This is a genomic window from Pyxidicoccus sp. MSG2, from assembly GCF_026626705.1.
GTDB lineage: Bacteria > Myxococcota > Myxococcia > Myxococcales > Myxococcaceae > Myxococcus.
The window spans coordinates 9,599,545-9,615,496 of the sequence record NZ_JAPNKC010000001.1 but is presented as its reverse complement, the minus strand read 5'-3'; the positions used below and the strand labels follow the sequence as shown (position 1 = coordinate 9,615,496).

Annotated in this window: 14 protein-coding genes; 6 read left to right on the top strand and 8 right to left on the bottom strand. The window is 71.8% G+C overall.

The window, feature by feature from the left end:
- Positions 1 to 96 precede the first annotated feature (96 nt).
- The 6 genes from OV427_RS37680 to OV427_RS37655 form a co-directional block, all read right to left on the bottom strand.
- Positions 97 to 234: a hypothetical protein gene (locus OV427_RS37680; protein WP_267861062.1), complete on the bottom strand. Its 138-nt coding sequence runs from the start codon at positions 232 to 234 to the stop codon at positions 97 to 99.
- Positions 235 to 527: 293 nt separating this feature from the next.
- The gene (locus OV427_RS37675; protein WP_267861061.1) at positions 528 to 1,424 is read right to left on the bottom strand and encodes a zf-HC2 domain-containing protein; all 897 of its coding nucleotides are present in this window, start codon (positions 1,422 to 1,424) and stop codon (positions 528 to 530) included.
- A 329-nt stretch (positions 1,425 to 1,753) separates the two neighbouring features.
- Positions 1,754 to 4,795, bottom strand: coding sequence for a zf-HC2 domain-containing protein (locus tag OV427_RS37670; RefSeq protein WP_267861060.1), 3,042 nt, complete (start codon positions 4,793 to 4,795; stop codon positions 1,754 to 1,756).
- A complete protein-coding gene (locus tag OV427_RS37665; RefSeq protein ID WP_267861059.1) occupies positions 4,792 to 5,391 on the bottom strand; it encodes an RNA polymerase sigma factor in 600 nt (199 codons plus the stop codon). Before OV427_RS37665 ends, OV427_RS37670 begins: the two co-directional genes overlap by 4 nt.
- Before the next feature lie 134 nt (positions 5,392 to 5,525).
- Positions 5,526 to 7,133, bottom strand: coding sequence for a sensor histidine kinase (locus OV427_RS37660; RefSeq protein WP_267861058.1), 1,608 nt, complete (start codon positions 7,131 to 7,133; stop codon positions 5,526 to 5,528).
- 33 nt (positions 7,134 to 7,166) lie between these two features.
- The gene (locus OV427_RS37655) at positions 7,167 to 7,928 is read right to left on the bottom strand and encodes an alpha/beta fold hydrolase (RefSeq protein ID WP_267861057.1); all 762 of its coding nucleotides are present in this window, start codon (positions 7,926 to 7,928) and stop codon (positions 7,167 to 7,169) included.
- 235 nt (positions 7,929 to 8,163) lie between these two features.
- Between OV427_RS37655 and OV427_RS37650 the strand changes: the two genes are divergently transcribed.
- The 6 genes from OV427_RS37650 to OV427_RS37625 all read left to right on the top strand — a co-directional run bounded on the left by OV427_RS37650 (position 8,164) and on the right by OV427_RS37625 (position 12,132).
- On the top strand, positions 8,164 to 8,592 hold the full coding sequence (locus tag OV427_RS37650) for a YciI family protein (protein WP_267861056.1): 429 nt from the start codon (positions 8,164 to 8,166) through the stop codon (positions 8,590 to 8,592).
- A 49-nt stretch (positions 8,593 to 8,641) separates the two neighbouring features.
- Positions 8,642 to 9,373, top strand: a complete 732-nt coding sequence (locus tag OV427_RS37645) for a helix-turn-helix transcriptional regulator (RefSeq protein WP_267861055.1) — start codon at positions 8,642 to 8,644, stop codon at positions 9,371 to 9,373.
- A gap of 55 nt (positions 9,374 to 9,428) precedes the next feature.
- Positions 9,429 to 9,788, top strand: a complete 360-nt coding sequence (locus OV427_RS37640; RefSeq protein ID WP_267861054.1) for a DUF3060 domain-containing protein — start codon at positions 9,429 to 9,431, stop codon at positions 9,786 to 9,788.
- Between the two features lie 212 nt (positions 9,789 to 10,000).
- A complete protein-coding gene (locus OV427_RS37635; protein WP_267861053.1) occupies positions 10,001 to 10,867 on the top strand; it encodes a DMT family transporter in 867 nt (288 codons plus the stop codon).
- Positions 10,868 to 10,972: 105 nt separating this feature from the next.
- Complete coding sequence (locus OV427_RS37630) at positions 10,973 to 11,521, top strand: hypothetical protein (protein WP_163998408.1); 549 nt, start codon at positions 10,973 to 10,975, stop codon at positions 11,519 to 11,521.
- Entirely contained in the window at positions 11,518 to 12,132 is a 615-nt protein-coding gene (locus OV427_RS37625; RefSeq protein WP_267861052.1) for a tRNA-uridine aminocarboxypropyltransferase, read from the top strand. Before OV427_RS37630 ends, OV427_RS37625 begins: the two co-directional genes overlap by 4 nt.
- On the opposite strand, the gene OV427_RS37620 is transcribed toward OV427_RS37625, so the two are convergent.
- On the bottom strand, positions 12,129 to 13,571 hold the full coding sequence (locus tag OV427_RS37620; RefSeq protein ID WP_267861051.1) for a protein-disulfide reductase DsbD family protein: 1,443 nt from the start codon (positions 13,569 to 13,571) through the stop codon (positions 12,129 to 12,131). The two genes, OV427_RS37625 and OV427_RS37620, sit on opposite strands and share 4 nt — an antisense overlap.
- A 60-nt stretch (positions 13,572 to 13,631) precedes the next feature.
- Positions 13,632 to 15,692 (bottom strand): SPFH domain-containing protein, encoded by a 2,061-nt coding sequence (locus OV427_RS37615; protein WP_267861050.1) that lies wholly within the window; start codon positions 15,690 to 15,692, stop codon positions 13,632 to 13,634.
- Between the last annotated feature and the right edge of the window lie 260 nt (positions 15,693 to 15,952).

The window sequence follows — 15,952 nt, the reverse complement described above, 5'->3', positions numbered from 1 at the left end:
CGAGAAGGAGCCCGCACCCTACTACTCCCAGAAACCGAAGGGCCCCGCCCCCGGAGCCCTTGGAGACTCCGGGAGCGGACCCCCTCGCGCCAGGCTTCAGAAGCTGGCGATCTGGAACTCCAGGTCATCCTCGTAGAACAGCTCGACTTCCAGCGCCCCCACGTCCTCATCGTCCCCGCTGGCCCCCACTGAAAACCGCGCGTCCCCCCGGTCTACTGGCGCCAACTCCTCCACGCCCGCTCCCGACCTCGCCCCCCACGGCCCCCCGACCGCCCCACGTCCCTCCTCGGGCGCCCACATTCCGTTGGCCTCCCCATGGCCGCGCGCGTCACAACGAAACATCACTCCCCCCTTGCGATGTCGGCTTCGCGGCGCTTCCGCCCCGCGTCTGCCTTCATTTCAAATACGTACACAGCCCTTTTTCTTGTGCGTCCTGCTCAAAAAAGTTTCGGAGCACCGCCCCATGGGGCAGTGCTCCGAAAATCAGGAAATTCGGCTCAAAATCCAGTGAGTCCAGGAATCGTGGCTCAGTCCACCACCGCGAGGCCCGCCTTCCAGGCCCGCCCGCGTGCCTGTGTTTCATGGCGGAGCGCCCGGGCGCGGATCAGCGCCTCCTCGCTCCAGCCGGGCTCGCCCAGCTTCGCCACCGCCTCGAAGGCCTCGGCGGCCGGCAGCGTGTGGCCTGAATCCCGCAGCGCCAACGCCCGGTTCCACAGCGCCTGCGGGTGGGTGGGCACCCGGCGCAGCACGTCCTCCAGCAGCTCGAGTGCCTCCTCGAGGTGACCCTCCTCCAGCATGATGACGGCGAGGTCGCTGTCCCGGTCCGGCGACGGCGGCGAGCGACGGAGGAAGTCCGACGCCTGCCGCCAGTCCTTGCGGACGAGGTACGCGGCGGCGATGCCGTGCAGGTCGCCCGCGTCTTCCAGGTCCGCCAGCTCGCGCAGCGGAGGCGGCCGAGGCATGTCGGAGGACGTGTCGCCGGTGCTGCGCATGGGCGCGAAGGGGCGGTGCCCGTCCGCTCGGGCATACGCCACGCGGGCCTCCAGCATCCGCGTGGGCGCCTGGGCAAGCCACACCTCCCGGGGCACCGCGCCCGGGGACGGGGCGTAGACGACGAGCGCGGCCAGCCCCGCGGCCAGCACCAGCGCCAGCGCCGCGCCCGCGACGTGGAGGCCTCCCGGTAGCACGCGGAGGAAGCGCCCGCGCGGCGCCCGCTCCGGCTTCACCGGCGGCACGGCCGCGGGCTTCGCCGTGAGCTCCCCTTCCCCCAGCGCATACAGGCTGAGCATCTCCAACTGCATCGCCTCGTGCAGCCCCGTCGCGCACGCCTCGCAGCGGGCCAGGTGGTGGCGGAAGTGCTCCTCGTCCACCGGGCCCAGCTCACCGTCGAGGAAGAGGTACAGCTTGTCGCACTGGGAGCTCATGACGCCTCCCCTCGGCCGTCACCGCCGGTCCGCGGCGGTCCGGGTGCGAATGGCGATGGGCCCCGCTCCTCCGGGTCGACGCCTGCCTGGCTGCTCATCCGCGCGAGCGCCTCGAAGCCGCCCTGTCGTACGTCGAAACCCCGGGCCACGGGGTGAGGGCTGCCCGTGGCATTGCGTTGAACCGTCATCGACCTCCACACTCCTTGCACGCCTTCTCGGAACGCGCTCGGGGTGAATCCTTGGGTGGCCGTCAGGAAACCGACGCAGTCACGCGGGTTTGCGCCACCTGAGCGACAGCGCTCCCCGACTTCCAGCGGGGCCGGGCAGGCTCACTCGAAGAGGAGGACGTGGGTGAGCCACCACGCGTCGCCGGGGTGCTCCTTCAGCCACCGCGCGCGGGCGTCACGAAGCGCCGTGGAGGGCCGGGCGTTGCCGCGGATGAGCTCCCGCACCTCCTCGAAGAACGCGCCCGCTGTGTCGGGGATGTCCGTCGTGGAGGCCAGCACCACGCTCGCGCCCGCCTCGATGAAGGCCACCGGCAGACTGGAAGGCTCGCTCAGGTAGGGCGCCGTCCGCGCCGCGTTGCAGGTGGCCAGCAGCACCACCGGCGCGCGGGTCAGCCGGGCCCGGCGCACCCGGTCCGCGGTGAGCGCATAGCGGCCGTCCCCATCCGGGGCCAGCACCACCAGCGACGCATCCGACACCGCGGAGCTGAACATCCCGTGCGCGTGCAGCTCCACCTCGCTGGCGTCCTCCATGGCCTCCAGCACGCGCGACGGCGTGGCCTGGCTTCCCCGCAGCTCCATGCGCAAGGGGTCCGGCACCCGGGGCGACTGGAGCCGGGGCAGCCGCGGCAGCTTCAGCGACGGCGGGTCCGCCACCTCCGTCACCACGAGGTGCCGCGCGGCGTCCCGCGCTGGAGGCGGCCACGCGGGAGTGCTCCGACCCACGCGGTAGCTCCAGGCCAGGTCCGGGGGCAGCAGCCCGGTGAAGCCGTGCACGGGCGGCAGGGCCAGCACGTCCACGTGCTCACAGCCGCGCAGCGCCTCCACCAGCGGCTCCGGCACCAGCGCTTCGGCCTCGCGCGGGGGCCCGGTGCGCGACGCGTCGAAGTACCCCTGAAGCCTGCCGGAGGGGCCCCGGGCCACCACCACCGTGCGCTCGTGGTGGACGGACACCGACAGCACGCAGCGCTCCGGCACCGCCGCCATCCGGAGCTGACGGCCCTGCAGCGCCAGGACTTCGCTCCAGCCGTCCGTCCTCGCCGCCTCGGAGATGAGGGCGCCGTAGGCGCGGACCCGGGCCAGGCGCGCGTCCACGGCGTCGGGCCCCTGCTCCGCCAGCTCCACGGCGCGCCACAGCAGCAACTGCCCCGCTCCGCGGGAGCGCGCCAGCTCGAACTGACCCTCGAGGGAGAGCAGCAGGGCCTCGCGGCCGGGCGGGCCGGCGTCGCGGCGCAGCGCGGAGAGGGCGCGGCGCAGGTGGTCCACGTCCCCGGGCTCGGGCCGCACACGCGCCAGGTCCGACAGCACGAGCGCGCCCGTCAACTCCAGCGGCCGCTCGCAGGCCAGGGCCCGGTCCAGCGCGCGGCGGGCGTCGTCCGGGTGGAAGCGCTCCCACTCCACGGCGGCCAGGGTGCGGTGGACGCGCGAGCGCGGCTCACAGTCCTCCGGCATCCGCGCCAGGGCCTCCTCCAGGTACGCACGGGCACTCGCGAAGGCGTGCTGGAAGCGCAGGACGTCCGCCAGCTCCAGGAGGAACTCCTGCTCGACGCGCCAGTCCCGCGTCAACTTCGCCCGCTCCCAGCCGCTCCACGCGTACGGGAGGGCCTCCGCCGGACGGTGCAGGTCGAGGTACAGGCGCGTCAGCTCCTGCTCCAGGCCGAGGCAGCGGTCCACGAGCGCCGCGCCCTGGCAGGCCTCCAGCGCCGCCTTCAGTCGCTGCTCGGCCTTCCACCAGGCCCCCGCTCGCGCCTCGCTCCGGGCCCAGGCCTGCTCGGCCTGGAGGACCAGCCACGAATCTCCCTGCGCCCTGGCGAGCCGCGCCAGCAGCTCCACGTCCACCGCCACTCCCGCCGTGCTCGCGCGCACGAGCGCGCCCAGGAGGAGGTCTTCCTCGCCCGAGCGCCGCAGCGCCTCTAGCATCTCCGAGCCTACCTCCGCGCCTGCCTCCGCGCTCGCTGGCGGCTCTTCCTGGAGGAGCCGCGCATAGCGCCGTGCCGCGGGCCCCCGGAGGGTGAAGTCGCGCTCCGCCACGCGCCGCACGTAGCCTGCGAGGACATGGACGTCGCCTCCGGGGCCCGCGTCGAGCGCCTCCGCCAGCGGCATCAGCCGCCGCACGGCCTCGCGCGAGGAGGCCGCGCGCACCACGTCGTAGAAGGCCCGCCGGACGAGGCCGGGATGCGTGCGGGCCACGTCCAGCGGCAGCCGCGCGCCCGGGTCCGTCAGCAGCTCCCGCGTCGCCGCCGAGGCATCCGTCCACTCGCGCCCTCGCGCCGCGGTGCCGTCACGCAGTCCGCGCGCCAGTCCCCACGCCTCCTCGCTCCAGCCGGACTCGCCCAGCTTCGCCACCGCCTCGAACGACTCCGCCGCCAGCAGCGTCAGCCCCAGCTCTCGCAGCACCAGCGCCCGGTTCCACAGCGCCTGCGGGTGCGACGGCTCATCACGCAGCACCCCTTCCAGCAACTGCAGCGCATCCTCCAGGTGGGCCTGCCTCTGCCAGGCGCCCTCCACCCCCGAGGCCTGCGTGCCTCTCGCGCGCTGCAGGGCAATCACCGCCAGGTCACACGTCCGGTCCGCCGAGCGCGGCATCCGCTCCAGGAAGGCCCGGGCCTGCAGCGGCGCGCCGTGCAGCAGGTACGCCGTGGCGATGCCATGGAAGTCCTTCCGGGCCTCCAGGCGGGACAGCGCGTGCAGCGGCAGCGCCGTCACCGGGCCGTCGTCCTCGGGCCCGCTGCGCTCCGGCACGTAGCGCTGGTAGTGCCCGTCCACCGCCGCGTACGTCAGCCGGGCCTCCAGGTGCCGGCCATTCGCGGGCACGAGCCACGCCGCGTCCTCCGCGTCCTCCTGGCGCGAGAGCGTCAGGAGCAGCAACGCCCCGAGCGCCGCCAGCATGCCGCCCGCGGGCAGCCACACCCGCCGGCGGCTCCACCACCGCTCGCTCCCGGCGCGCGCCTGGGGGACTTTCGGAGGGGAGCGCACGGGGCCCTCTTCCAGCGTGAACTGCCCCAGCAGCTCCAGCTGCAGCGAGTCCCGGAACTCCTCGGAGCACGCCTCGCAGCCGGCCAGGTGCTCGCGGAAGCGCCCCTGCTCCTCGGGTGGCAGCTCGCCATCCAGGAAGCGAGGCAGCACTTCGCATCCGACGGAGTTCATCGCCGCCGCTCCCGCCGCCGCCGCTCCGCGGTCTCACGCAACAGCTCCCGCAGTTCCCGGCGCGCCCGCGTCAGCCGCGCCCCCACCGTGCCGGGCTTCTCTCCCGTGTCCCTTCCAATCTCGGCGTACGAGTTTCCCTGGAGGAACAGCTCGAAGGTGCGCCGCAGCTTCGGGCTGCTGAGCCGCTCGACGGCCTGGAGCAGGTCCTCCGGGCCGACGAACTCCCACAACTCCGGCTCCCACGCGTCGTCGAGCTGCTCCGACTGCACGTGCACGCGCAGCAGTGCCTCCATCCGGCTGGACTCGCTCCCCTTCCGGCGGCACCGGTCCAGGAAGCAGTTGTGGGCCACCCGCCCCGTCCACGCCCGCTGCGCGTCCTCGTCCAGATGCCTCAGTTGGTCCCACCGCAGCAGCGCCCGCAGCAGGACGTCATGAACCAGGTCCTCGAGCTCGTGCTCAATCCCTCCGCAATACCTACCCAGGATGGCGAACAAGGTGGGTTGCACGCGCCACGCGAAAGCCTCGAACTCACCCCCGGATGGTGACTTCACCACCCACAGTCTCGTATTCGCTCTCACGGCCCCCTCCGTTTCCATCAACAGACGCAGAGGGCTGGTTTTCTTATCCAGAATTCATCCAACCCCCCGTACCCGTGTCGTAGACAGAAACGCGTGACGGCGCTGTGACCGGGCTCACATGGGGTACCAATTCCTTGCAGCTTCGCGGCGCGCTACGAAGTGGCCGCGGCGATGGAAACCGGCTGGGCGTAAGGCAATTCCACCTCGAAGCTCGCGCCCCCGAGCACTTCCGAGCGCCTCGCCCGAATGTTGCCTGCATGACGTTCGACGATGCCGCGAGCAATCGCCAGGCCCAGGCCCGTGCCCGGCCGGGGCCCCTCTCGCTTGCGCCCCGTCACGAAGGGCTGGAAGAGCCGCGGCAGCAGCTCCGAGGGGATGCCGGGCCCGCTGTCCTCCACGTGGACCCGGAGCCCGTGCTCACCGCGCTCGCAGCGCACGCGCAGCCGCGGCGACGGCACCTCGCGCAGCGCAAGCAGGGCATTCTCCAGGAGAATCACAAACACCTGCGAAAGCTGCGCCTGATCCGCCTCGACTTCCAATGACTCACTTCCGGAGAATTCAATCTCCACCTCCGGAGCGAGGGCGCCCAATCCCTGACGTGCGGTGGAGCCTGCCAGCGCGAGCGTGGCGGGCACGTCCACGCGGCGCAAGTCCAGCGGGCGCGGGCGGCCATAGCGGAGCAGCTCGTCGACGAAGTGGCTGGCACGCTCGATCTGCTCGCGCATGGCGGCCACCGACTCCGCGTCGCCGCCCCGGCGCTCCAGCAGCTTGAGGTGCGCGGAGAGCACGCCCAGCGGGTTGCGCACCTCGTGGGCCACGGCGGAGGTGAACTGCCCCAGCTCCGCCAGTCGCGCCGCCTGGTCCGCGCGGGCCTCCTGCGCGGCGAGCGCGGCGGCCAGCTCGCTGCCCGTGGCGCGGCCCTTCAGCAGCCGGCGCCCCAGCCACTCCTGGAGCCCCTGGCGCACGGGCTCGAAGGCGAGCGCGGCCAGGGCCAACAGGAAGAAGGCGCCCACGCGGTACTCGGCGAGGAAGGGCTGGCCGCTGCCCGCCATCAACGTCAGCACGCCGAAGAGGAAGCCCGCGGACAGCACCGCCGCCATCGCGGAGTAGACGAGGCTGCGCTCCAGGAGCCGCCGGTCCCCCGGAGCCTGGTGCGCGTTGATGACGTGGACGAGCACCAGCAGCGCGGCCAGCACCAGGTACATGCCCAGGGGCACCGCGTAGCCGCTCGACAGCAAGAGGGCGTTGCCGATGCTGCCCGAGTACGCCAGCGCACCAGCGATGCCCAGGCTGCGCAGCACCGGCCGGCGCTCGGGGGCTTCATGGCGGTACGAGCGCGCCAGGTGCACCAGGGGCACCACCGCCGCGGACACGGCCAGCACCATGGACGGCCAGAAGAGGGGCCCGCGCCTGAGCGCCACCGGGCCATAGAGGATGTTGGGGATGAAGACGCCGATGCCCGTCACCACCACCGCCACCGCGTAGGCCAGCGCCACCAGCCGGTAGGAGCGCTGGCGGGTGACGTCATAGGCGGCGTGGAGGTACGTGGCGGAGATGAAGGCGCCGACGGTGACGAAGCGCTGGCCCACCCAGGCCGTGCCGGGAATGCAGAGCAGCAACAGCGCGCCACTCCACAGCGCCGTGGCCAGACAGTAGAGCGCCAGGCCCCGGGCATTGCGGCCCCGGAGCGCGGCGGTGAAGCACAGCAGGAGCGCCACGGACAGGACGGGCACGAGGCTGTAGGCGAACAAGGGCCCCATGCCCGCACTGTGACAGAGCCGGCGCTCCGGTGCTCAGCGGATGGTGGCCAGGAAGCCGTCCAGCAAGTCGTTCACCGTGTCCGGCGCGTCGAGCTGCACCCAGTGCCCGGTGCCCTCCACCTTCCGGGACGGCAGCGTCGGGTCGAGGCGCTGGTACGAGCCCGGCTCCTCGTTGAACGCGGTGATGACCGTCAGCCTCGGACCCGGGTAGCGCCGGAGCGCCGTCACCGGGTCGAACGTCAGCAGCGCGCCCAGCCCCGCGCGCGCGCCCGCTTGCGACGTGGCCCGCATCTGCGAGAGCACGCGCTCGCGCACCTCCGGCCGCGACGCCGCGAGCATCGGTGCCCAGAACTCCGCGATGACCTCGCGCCAGGCGTCCGTCGCCAGCGCCTGCATCACCCCCACGGCCTGCTCGGCGGGAATCGCGCGTCCATCCGACGCCGGGTCCAGGAGGAACAGTCCCGCGACGCGCTCGGGGTGCAGCCCCGCGTAGGCCGTGCAGAGGGCCCCGCCCATGCTGTGCCCCACCAGCACGAAGCGCTGGAGCCCGAGCCCGTCCACCACCGCCGCGATGTCGCTGGCGAAGTCCTCGATGGAGATGTCCTCCTGCTTCGGAGGCACTGAACGCCCGTGGCCCCTCAAATCGAATGCCACGGCCCGCCGGTGCCTGCGCAGGTGGGCGAGCTGGGCCTCCCAATGCGTGGTGCTCCCACAACTCGAGTGGACGAACACCACGGGCAGCCCACCCTGGCCTCCATCGTCCACGTACAGCGCTCCCGCGGGTCCCTTCACCATGGCGTGCTCCCTTCGTTCGTGAAGATGCGCTCCGCCGCGCACCATGGCTCGTGAAGTACGGCCCATCCCTGTCAGGAACTGGCAGCAATGGTGCGGCGGGCGGGCAAAGCCCTGCGATTTCCAGCGGTTGAGGGAACTCCGAATTCCAGGCGCACGGCGTGTCGATTCCCGGGCCCGTCGTTCGACGTGTCGGTGAGGCCGGACTGCACCGGCCCTTCACACGAAGGAGAACGACATGCGTTTCATGATTCTCGTCAAGGCCAACAAGGACAGCGAGGCGGGGCAACCGCCGGACGAGAGGCTCATCACGGAGATGATGAAGTTCAACGAGGAGCTGGCGAAGGCGGGCGTGTTGCTCGCGGCCGAGGGTCTGCACCCCAGCTCGAAGGCCGCGCGGGTGCGCTTCTCCGGGACGAAGCGCACCGTCATCGACGGGCCCTTCACGGAGACGAAGGAGCTCGTCGCCGGCTTCTGGCTGTGGGAGGTGAAGTCGCGGGAGGAGGCGATTGAATGGGTGAAGCGCTGCCCCAACCCGATGCTGGGCGAGTCGGAAATCGAAATCCGCCAGGTGGTCGAGATGACGGACATGGGCGACGCGCTGACGCCCGAGCTGAAGCAGCAGGAGGAGCACCTCCGCGCCGTCGTGGAGTCGCGGCGCGGCTGAGCGCTCAGCGCCCTGGAGCCCGTGCCATGCCTGTCGGAGACTGGCGGCCATGGCGCGAGTCGACCGGGTGATGCGGCTGCACGACTTTCTTCGGGCCCACGAGGCGACCACCGTCGCGGAGGTTGCCGCGGCGCTGGAGGTGAGCGTGCGCACGGTGCACCGGGACCTGGCGACGCTGAGGGAGCAGGGGGTGCCCATCAGCAGCGACTCGGGACCGGGCGGAGGCGTGCGCCTGGAGCGGGACCGCGGGCTGACGGCGGTCCACCTGTCCCTGGAGGAGGTGGTGGCGCTGTGGCTGGCCGCGAACCTGTCGGCCACGGCCACGTCGCTGCCGTGGGGGCGCGCCGCGCGCTCGGGGCTGGAGAAGCTCTTCGCCAGCGTTCCGCGCGAGCGGGCCCGGAGCATGCGAGAGCTCTGCCGCCGCGTGGTGGTGGGACGGGCCGCCAGCCCCCGCGTCCTGGCGGAGCTGGGCACGCCGCCCGAGGAGCTGCTCTCCGTCTTCGAGCGCGCCTTCGCCCAGAAGGTGTGCCTGTCCTTCGAGTACCGGGATCGTCATGGCCATGCGAGCCGCCGCCTGGTGGAGCCGCATGGACTGCTGGTGGAGGCACCGGCCTGGTACGTGCTCGCGCGGGACGTGGAGAAGTCCGCCGCGAGAATGTTCCGGATGGACCGCATCCGCAGGGCGCGCCTCGTACCCGAGCGCACCTTCGTCCCCGACATGGAGGGGCTGAAGGCGCAGGCCCTCGCCCAGAGGTTGAATATCGCGCCGGCCGTCACGTAGATGGGAGGGTGCGAAGCCCGGATGGGCCCGCACCTCTCATCAGGGGAATCGACGAATGAACAGGAAGCTGGGCACGGCAGTGTTCATGATGGTGGCGTGTGCCTTCGGGCCGATGACGGCCGCCGCGGAGGACGAGAACCTCATCGAAGTCACCGGCATGGGCGAGACGGCGACGCATGAGTGCACGCCGGGCACCAAGGTGGACATCACCGGCGCGTCCAACAACGTGACGTTGACGGGCGAGTGCAAGAGCGTCGAGGTGAGCGGCTCCAGCAACACCGTGAAGGTGGAGGCCACCAGCGTCATCGACGTGACGGGCACGAGCAACACCGTCACGTGGAAGCGCGGTCACGGCAAGTCGAAGCCGAAGATCTCCCGTACCGGCATGGGCAACAAGGTCTCGCAGGTGAAGTAGTCGCTGTTGCAATTCCGTGCGCCCGCTTCGTCATGCGGAGCGGGCGCGCCCTTCCACCCCGGGGCGAGGAACACGCCATGGCGCTCCGAGCCGTTCGGCGGGCGCAGGCAGGGAAGCAGGCCTCCCCGTTCCCCGCGCGGCCCAGGACACCTGGTGTACGCTGCACGCCCGCCGGAGCCTTGGGGTGCACCGGTGTCACCAGGAGTCACGCGGTGCGGTACTTCGCCATGGTCGCGGCCGGGGCCATCCTCTGGGGATGCTGGGCCCTCTTCCTCCGGCCCGCGGGGCTGTCCGGGCCGCAGAACGGGCTGCTGGTGCTCGCGGCCATGTCGCTCCCCGCCCCCTTCCTGCTGCGCCGTGAGGCCCTGCGTGACAGGCGCGCCACGCTGGCGCTCGCCATCATCGGACTCGCGGACGCGGCCAACGTCGCCTGCTTCTTCGCGGCGATGCGCAACGGGCCCGTCTCCGTCGCGGTGCTGACGCACTACCTCGCCCCGCTGCTGCTGGCGCTATCCGCACCGTGGGTGCTGCGCGAGCGCCCCTCGACGCGGGCCCTGATCGGCGTGCCCGTGACGCTCTTCGGACTGGCCCTCCTCATCATCCAGCCCGGCACCGCCTTCTCCGGACTGACGGCGGCGCTGGGCGCGGCGAGCGCCATCTTCTACGCAATCATCGTCCTGGGCTCCAAGGAGGCCGCGCGCGCGTACTCGCCGCTCGCCGTCACCGCGCTGCATGCGCCCATCTCCGTGGTGGCGCTGCTGCTGTACTTCGGCGCGGAGGCCCTGCCTCCGGCGCTGGACGGAGCCACACTCCGAGTGCTCGTGGGCGGACTGGTGTGTGGCCTCGGTGGAAACATCCTCTTCAACGCCGGTCTGCGGCACGTGCCCACGGCGGCGGCGGGCGCCCTCACGTACCTGGAACCCCTTACCGCGTCGGTGGTGGGCCAGGTCTTCTTCGCGGAGTCGTTGACGCCAGCGGGCATGGTGGGGGGCGTGCTGGTGCTGGTGACGGGGGCCTGGGTGGCCGCCGAGCGCCGGGCACCCACGCGGGGCGTCCCGGTGCCGTCCGCCACACCCTGAACCCTCATTCCAAATCCCCCCTTGCGTGCGCGGGGAATCCTTTGGTCCTCTTGGGGCCCCGCGCCTCGCGGGCACCTTCTCTGTTCCTGGCGACGCCGTATGCCTATGGAAACCGCAGCTGACAGCCGAGAGTACCGCGTCGTCTTCTTCTGCCCCGCGTCGAGCGCCCGGCTCGAGCGGCTGGAGGCGCCTGTGCGGCGGCTGCTCTCGCGCATCCAGGCGCCGCCCGCGGAACTGGCCCCGCTCCAGGAGGCGGGCCCCCTCACCGAGGCGGGGTGGCAGGTGTTCCTCGTCCGCTCGCTGACCGAGCGCTCCGCCGCCCAGGCCATGGCCGCCTATGTCAGCGAGGCCACCTGCGCGCTGGCGGCGGAGCTGGACGCGGAGGTGCTGGGCCTCTACGTGGACGTGTCGGGCGACTCGGCCCGCATCTGCCGCTGCGGCCCCGAGGACGGGCCGGAGACGTTCGCCGGCCGCCGGCAGGCCGCGCTCAACCGCACGGCGGAGTGGCTGGAGGTGGCCCCCACGAGCCTGTCCGCCCTCTTCCACCTCGACCTGCCGGACGCGGACTACGAGCCGGATGCGGACGACCGCTTCGTCGAGGAGAAGCTGCGCGAGGCGCGCACCCTGATGGAGCGCTACCGTCAGGGGAAATGAGGTCGAGAACCCCCGAGGACCTCGCGGGCCGCTGCCCGCGCTGCTTCCTGCCCACGTCCCTGTGTCTCTGCGCGGAGGTTCCGAGCGTCCCCACGCGCACGGAATTGCTCGTCATCCGCCACCACAAGGAGACGCTGAAGTCCACGAACACGGCCCGCATGGCGGCGCTCGCCCTGCCCCGCTGCCGCATCGTCTCGTATGGCTCGCCGGGGCTCCCCTTCGACGCCTCCGTGCTGGAGGCGCCGGACACGTGGCTGCTCTTCCCGGACGCGCAGCAGGCGCCCGCGACGGAAGCGCCCCGGCCCGCGCGGCTCATCGTCCTGGACGGAAGCTGGGGTCAGGCACGCCGCATGGTGCAGCGGGTGCCAGCGCTGCGGCGGCTTCCGGGACTGAAGCTGCCCCCGCCCCTGCCGGACACGCGCCGCCTGCGCCGGCCGCCACACCCGGACGGCATGTCCACGCTGGAAGCCATCGCCGGAGCGCTGGCGTACCTGGAGGGCGAGGAGGTGTCGCGTCCCCTCTACGCCCTGCACGAGGTGATGATCGACCGGGTGATGATGAGCCGCGGTCGGCTCGCGCTCCCCGGCTGTGACGAGGACGACGGGGACTAGCAGGCGCTTCCGGCGCCGCAGCGCGCCTTCTTCATCTCCGCGGCGAACGGGCTGGGCTCCAGGAAGCCGGTGACGCGCGGCTTCTTGAGCACCTCGCCCTGGGGCGACACGAAGGCCACGGTGGGCAGGCCCTCCACGCCGAAGCGCTCCATCAGCGCATCCAGGTTGTCCTCGCTGTTCGTCGCATCAATCTTGACGGTGAGGAAGTGCCCCTCCGCCGACTGGGAGATGACCTCCTCCGCGGGGTACGTCTCGCGGTCCAGCTCCTTGCAGGCCGCGCACCAGTCCGCGAAGAAGTCGATGAGCACCGGACGCCCCTCCGCCTTCGCCTGCGCGAGCACCTTCTCGAACTCGTCCGGGGAGAAGGTCGCCTGCTTCGCGGGCATGACGTGGTTCCACTGCCACGACGGCGCCCGCGGCGGCTCGGCCAGCCCCATGCGCACCCACAGCGCGCCCACCGGGCCCGCGTCCAGCGCGCCGCCGCGCAGCACCAGCGCCACCACCACCAGCGCCACGCCCAGCGCCTTCAGCGAGAAGTCGCGCGCGCCCTCCTTGAACGAGCGGTGCACCGCGCCCACCGCCACGCCGGCCACCACCAGCACCGCCGCGAGCGCCGCGCCCGGCAACTGCCCCACCTGCGCGCCCAGCCCCTTCACGGCGTCGCGCGCCCAGGGCATCGCGTCCTTGAGGTAGCTGAAGGCCAGTGCCACCAGCATGATGCCCAGCACGCTCTTCACCCACTCCATCCACACGCCGCCGCGCGGCAGGCGCACGGTGAAGACGCCGATGAGGAAGAAGGGCACGCCGATGCCCAGCGCGTAGATGAACAGCAGCGTCGCGCCCAGCGTGGTGTTGGCCGTCTTCGCCACGAAGGCCAAGAGGCCCGTCAGCACCGGCCCGGTGCATGGCGCCGCGAGGAAGCCCGACACGCTGCCCATGAGGAACGCGCCCGCCAGACCCGCGCCGCCCACCGACGTCAGCTTCGACTGCCAGGTGGACGGCAGCGCCAGCTCGAAGGCGCCGAACATCGACGTGGCCAACAGCAGCAGGAACACCGCCAGCCCCGTCACCACCGCCGGGTGCCCCAGCAGCGCGCCGAAGGCCTGCCCCGTCTTCGCCGCCAGGATTCCCAACGCGCTGAACACCACCCCCATGCCCACGATGTAGGCCGAGGTGAGGAGCAACGCGCGTCCCCGTCCCTCCGCCTTGCGCGCACCGAAGACGGAGACGGTAATCGGGATGAGCGGGTAGACGCAGGGTGTCAGCGCGGTGAGCAACCCGCCGGCGAACACCACCGCGGCGCCCCACGCCAGGCTGCCCGATTCGAGGAACCGGGCCGCGTCCAGGCCGGCGTTGGGGCCGGTGGGCAGCAGCCAGGGCACCACGGCCACCACCACACCCGCCAGCACCGCCACGACTCCCAGCTTCTTCGCATCCATGCGCGCTCGACTCCGTTTGCCCCGGGGCTCCCCCTCTATACGCAGACCCGGGGCAACCGGCTACTGCGCCGTGGCACCAGGCGAGGAGGCAGGCACCTTGAGGCCCGCGGAGCGCGCCAGCCCCATGACGCCCTCCACCGCGGCGGCGATGTAACCAAACGGGTTCGCTCCATCCACCGCGGTGACGTGCACCTCACCCATCTTCTGCTGGAAGGCGGCGGCCACCTGCGGCAGCTGCTGCGCCAGCGTCATCTGGATGACCTCCGCGCTCACGCTGTTCTCGATGTCGCGCAGCACCCTTGCCTTGCCCAGCTCCAGCTCCTGGTGCGCCCGGTCCTTGCGCGCGCGCAGCTCGGCGATGACCACCTCCGTCTCGACGATGGACCTGCGGGCCTGCACCACCTGGAGCTCCGCGTGCAGCCGCTCCGCCTCCTGCTGGTGCTCGGCGAGCAATGCCTCGTGGCGCGCCGTCGTCTGCTCCTGCTCGCGGCGCATGCGCTCCAGCACCATGCGGCCCTTCTCGGCTTCCGCCTCCTGCTCCTGGCGCAGCTTCGCCAGCTCCACCTCCTGCTCGCGCTTCTGCTTCTCCAGCGACAGCTCCTGCTCGTGCTGCTGGGCCGCCAGCTCGATTTCCTGCTCGCGCTGCTGCCGCGCCAGCTCCATGCGCGCCTTGGTGGCCTCCGCCTCCTGCTCGCGCTGCAGCCGCGCCAATTCCAGCTGCTGCTCGCGCTCCTGACGCGCCAGCTCCAGCTCCGCCTCGCGCTGCTGGCGGGCCAGCTCCATCTGTGACTTCGCGGCTTGCGCCTCCTGCTCGCGCTGCAGGCGCGCCAGCTCTACCTTGGCCTGCGCGGCCTCGGCCTCCTGCGCCAGCTTGAGCTTCTCCAGCTCCAGCTTCGCCTGGTGCACGTTGGCATCCTGCTCGCGCTTGAGCTTCTCCAGCGCCATGCGCTGGCGGGCGATTTCCGCCTCCTGCTCGCGCTGCAGCTTCTCCATCTCCACCTGCGCGCGACTGGTGGACAGCGCGCGCTCGGCGACAATCTTCGCCTCGACCAGGCGCGCCTCGGCGGACAGCGCCTCCAGCTTCGCCTGCTCGTCGGAGACCTGCTTCTTCTGGCGGACCTCCTGCTCCGCGGCCAGCTTGGTCAGCGCCACCTCGCGCTCCACCGTGGCCTGCTCCTGCTTCAGCGTGCGCTCCTGGGCGAGCTTCGCCTCGGCGACGCGCGCCTCCACCGCCAGCGCCTCCAGCCGGGCCTGCTCGTCGGCCACCTGCCGCTTCTGGCGCACCTCTTCTTCCGCTTCCAGCCGCTGCAGGCTGAGCTGCCGCTCGGCCTCCGTCTCCTCGCGGTGGACGAAGCGCTCCTTGGCCAGCTCCGCCTCGCGCGCCTGCCGCTCCTGCTCGCGGCGGAAGCGCGCCTGCATGTTCTCGAAGACGGTGGAGGACAGGACGCGCACGTCCTGGATTTCAATCGTGTCGAGGATGACGCCCCAGCCCGCGTCGGACTGGTCCTCCAGCTTGCCCTTGCCCGCCACCACCGGGGCGATTTCACGCATCAGCTCCGCGGCGATGCCCTCCTTGCGCTTGGAGAGGCACTCCTCCACGGACATGTTCGCCACGAGGCGCCGCGCCGCGCCCACGAACATCTCGCGCAAAAGCTCCGCCAGCTTCTCCTGGGCCCGCTCCGGGAAGGAGAAGTTCAGCATGCGGAAGGCCACCAGCGGGTCGGCGATGCGGTACACCGCGAGGCCCGTCACCGCCACGCCCACCTTCTCGTTCGTCACCTGGTCCGCGGTGAACTGGAGGCGCTGGATGCTGGTGGGCACAATCGCCACCGAGTCACCCGGCAGCTTGAAGCAGCTGGCGCCCTGGCCGCTGACCTCGCGCAACCGGCCACGCCGCATGTGCACGAGGAACTCGCTCGGCCGCGCGGTGACGAGCCCCCAGCGCTTCATCTTCTCCGGGTCCTCCACCGGCTTGCCCGCGCGCCACCCCTCGATGTGGCGGGGATTCCTCCCGTCGCCACCGCCGCCGCCGTCCACGCGGACGAGCTGCGTCCGGCCACCTGCCTCGCCGGACTCGGAGAACTCCTTCGCCTTGGCCGCCTGCTTCGTGTTCGCGCTCATGCCTGCCTCCCTTGCGACCCGCTCTCTGAGCAGGCGGCGGGCCAGGGCATGGCCTGCCGGGAAATCAGGCCTTTGGGCGAAGGGGCCGCGCCATTCCGGCGCACCCTGCTCCAGGACGGCGCGGCCGGACTGATCCACGGCGGCGCGGCGTTCAATCCCGGCGCTTCAATCAGGAGCGCTTCCAGCACCCCACTGGAGCACCTCCTGCCGGGTCCTCCGTCCGACTTATGTTCGCTTGACCCGAGGGCACGCCTTTTTAT

Bases quoted from the DNA above. Each gene is read 5' to 3' on its own strand.
- OV427_RS37675 (WP_267861061.1), bottom strand. From the start codon at position 1,424: ATGAGCTCCCAGTGCGACAAGCTGTACCTCTTCCTCGACGGTGAGCTG.
- OV427_RS37670 (WP_267861060.1), bottom strand. From the start codon at position 4,795: ATGAACTCCGTCGGATGCGAAGTGCTGCCTCGCTTCCTGGATGGCGAG.
- OV427_RS37665 (WP_267861059.1), bottom strand. From the start codon at position 5,391: ATGGAAACGGAGGGGGCCGTGAGAGCGAATACGAGACTGTGGGTGGTG.
- OV427_RS37660 (WP_267861058.1), bottom strand. From the start codon at position 7,133: ATGGGGCCCTTGTTCGCCTACAGCCTCGTGCCCGTCCTGTCCGTGGCG.
- OV427_RS37655 (WP_267861057.1), bottom strand. From the start codon at position 7,928: ATGGTGAAGGGACCCGCGGGAGCGCTGTACGTGGACGATGGAGGCCAG.
- OV427_RS37650 (WP_267861056.1), top strand. From the start codon at position 8,164: ATGCGTTTCATGATTCTCGTCAAGGCCAACAAGGACAGCGAGGCGGGG.
- OV427_RS37645 (WP_267861055.1), top strand. From the start codon at position 8,642: ATGGCGCGAGTCGACCGGGTGATGCGGCTGCACGACTTTCTTCGGGCC.
- OV427_RS37640 (WP_267861054.1), top strand. From the start codon at position 9,429: ATGAACAGGAAGCTGGGCACGGCAGTGTTCATGATGGTGGCGTGTGCC.
- OV427_RS37630 (WP_163998408.1), top strand. From the start codon at position 10,973: ATGGAAACCGCAGCTGACAGCCGAGAGTACCGCGTCGTCTTCTTCTGC.
- OV427_RS37625 (WP_267861052.1), top strand. From the start codon at position 11,518: ATGAGGTCGAGAACCCCCGAGGACCTCGCGGGCCGCTGCCCGCGCTGC.
- OV427_RS37620 (WP_267861051.1), bottom strand. From the start codon at position 13,571: ATGGATGCGAAGAAGCTGGGAGTCGTGGCGGTGCTGGCGGGTGTGGTG.
- OV427_RS37615 (WP_267861050.1), bottom strand. From the start codon at position 15,692: ATGAGCGCGAACACGAAGCAGGCGGCCAAGGCGAAGGAGTTCTCCGAG.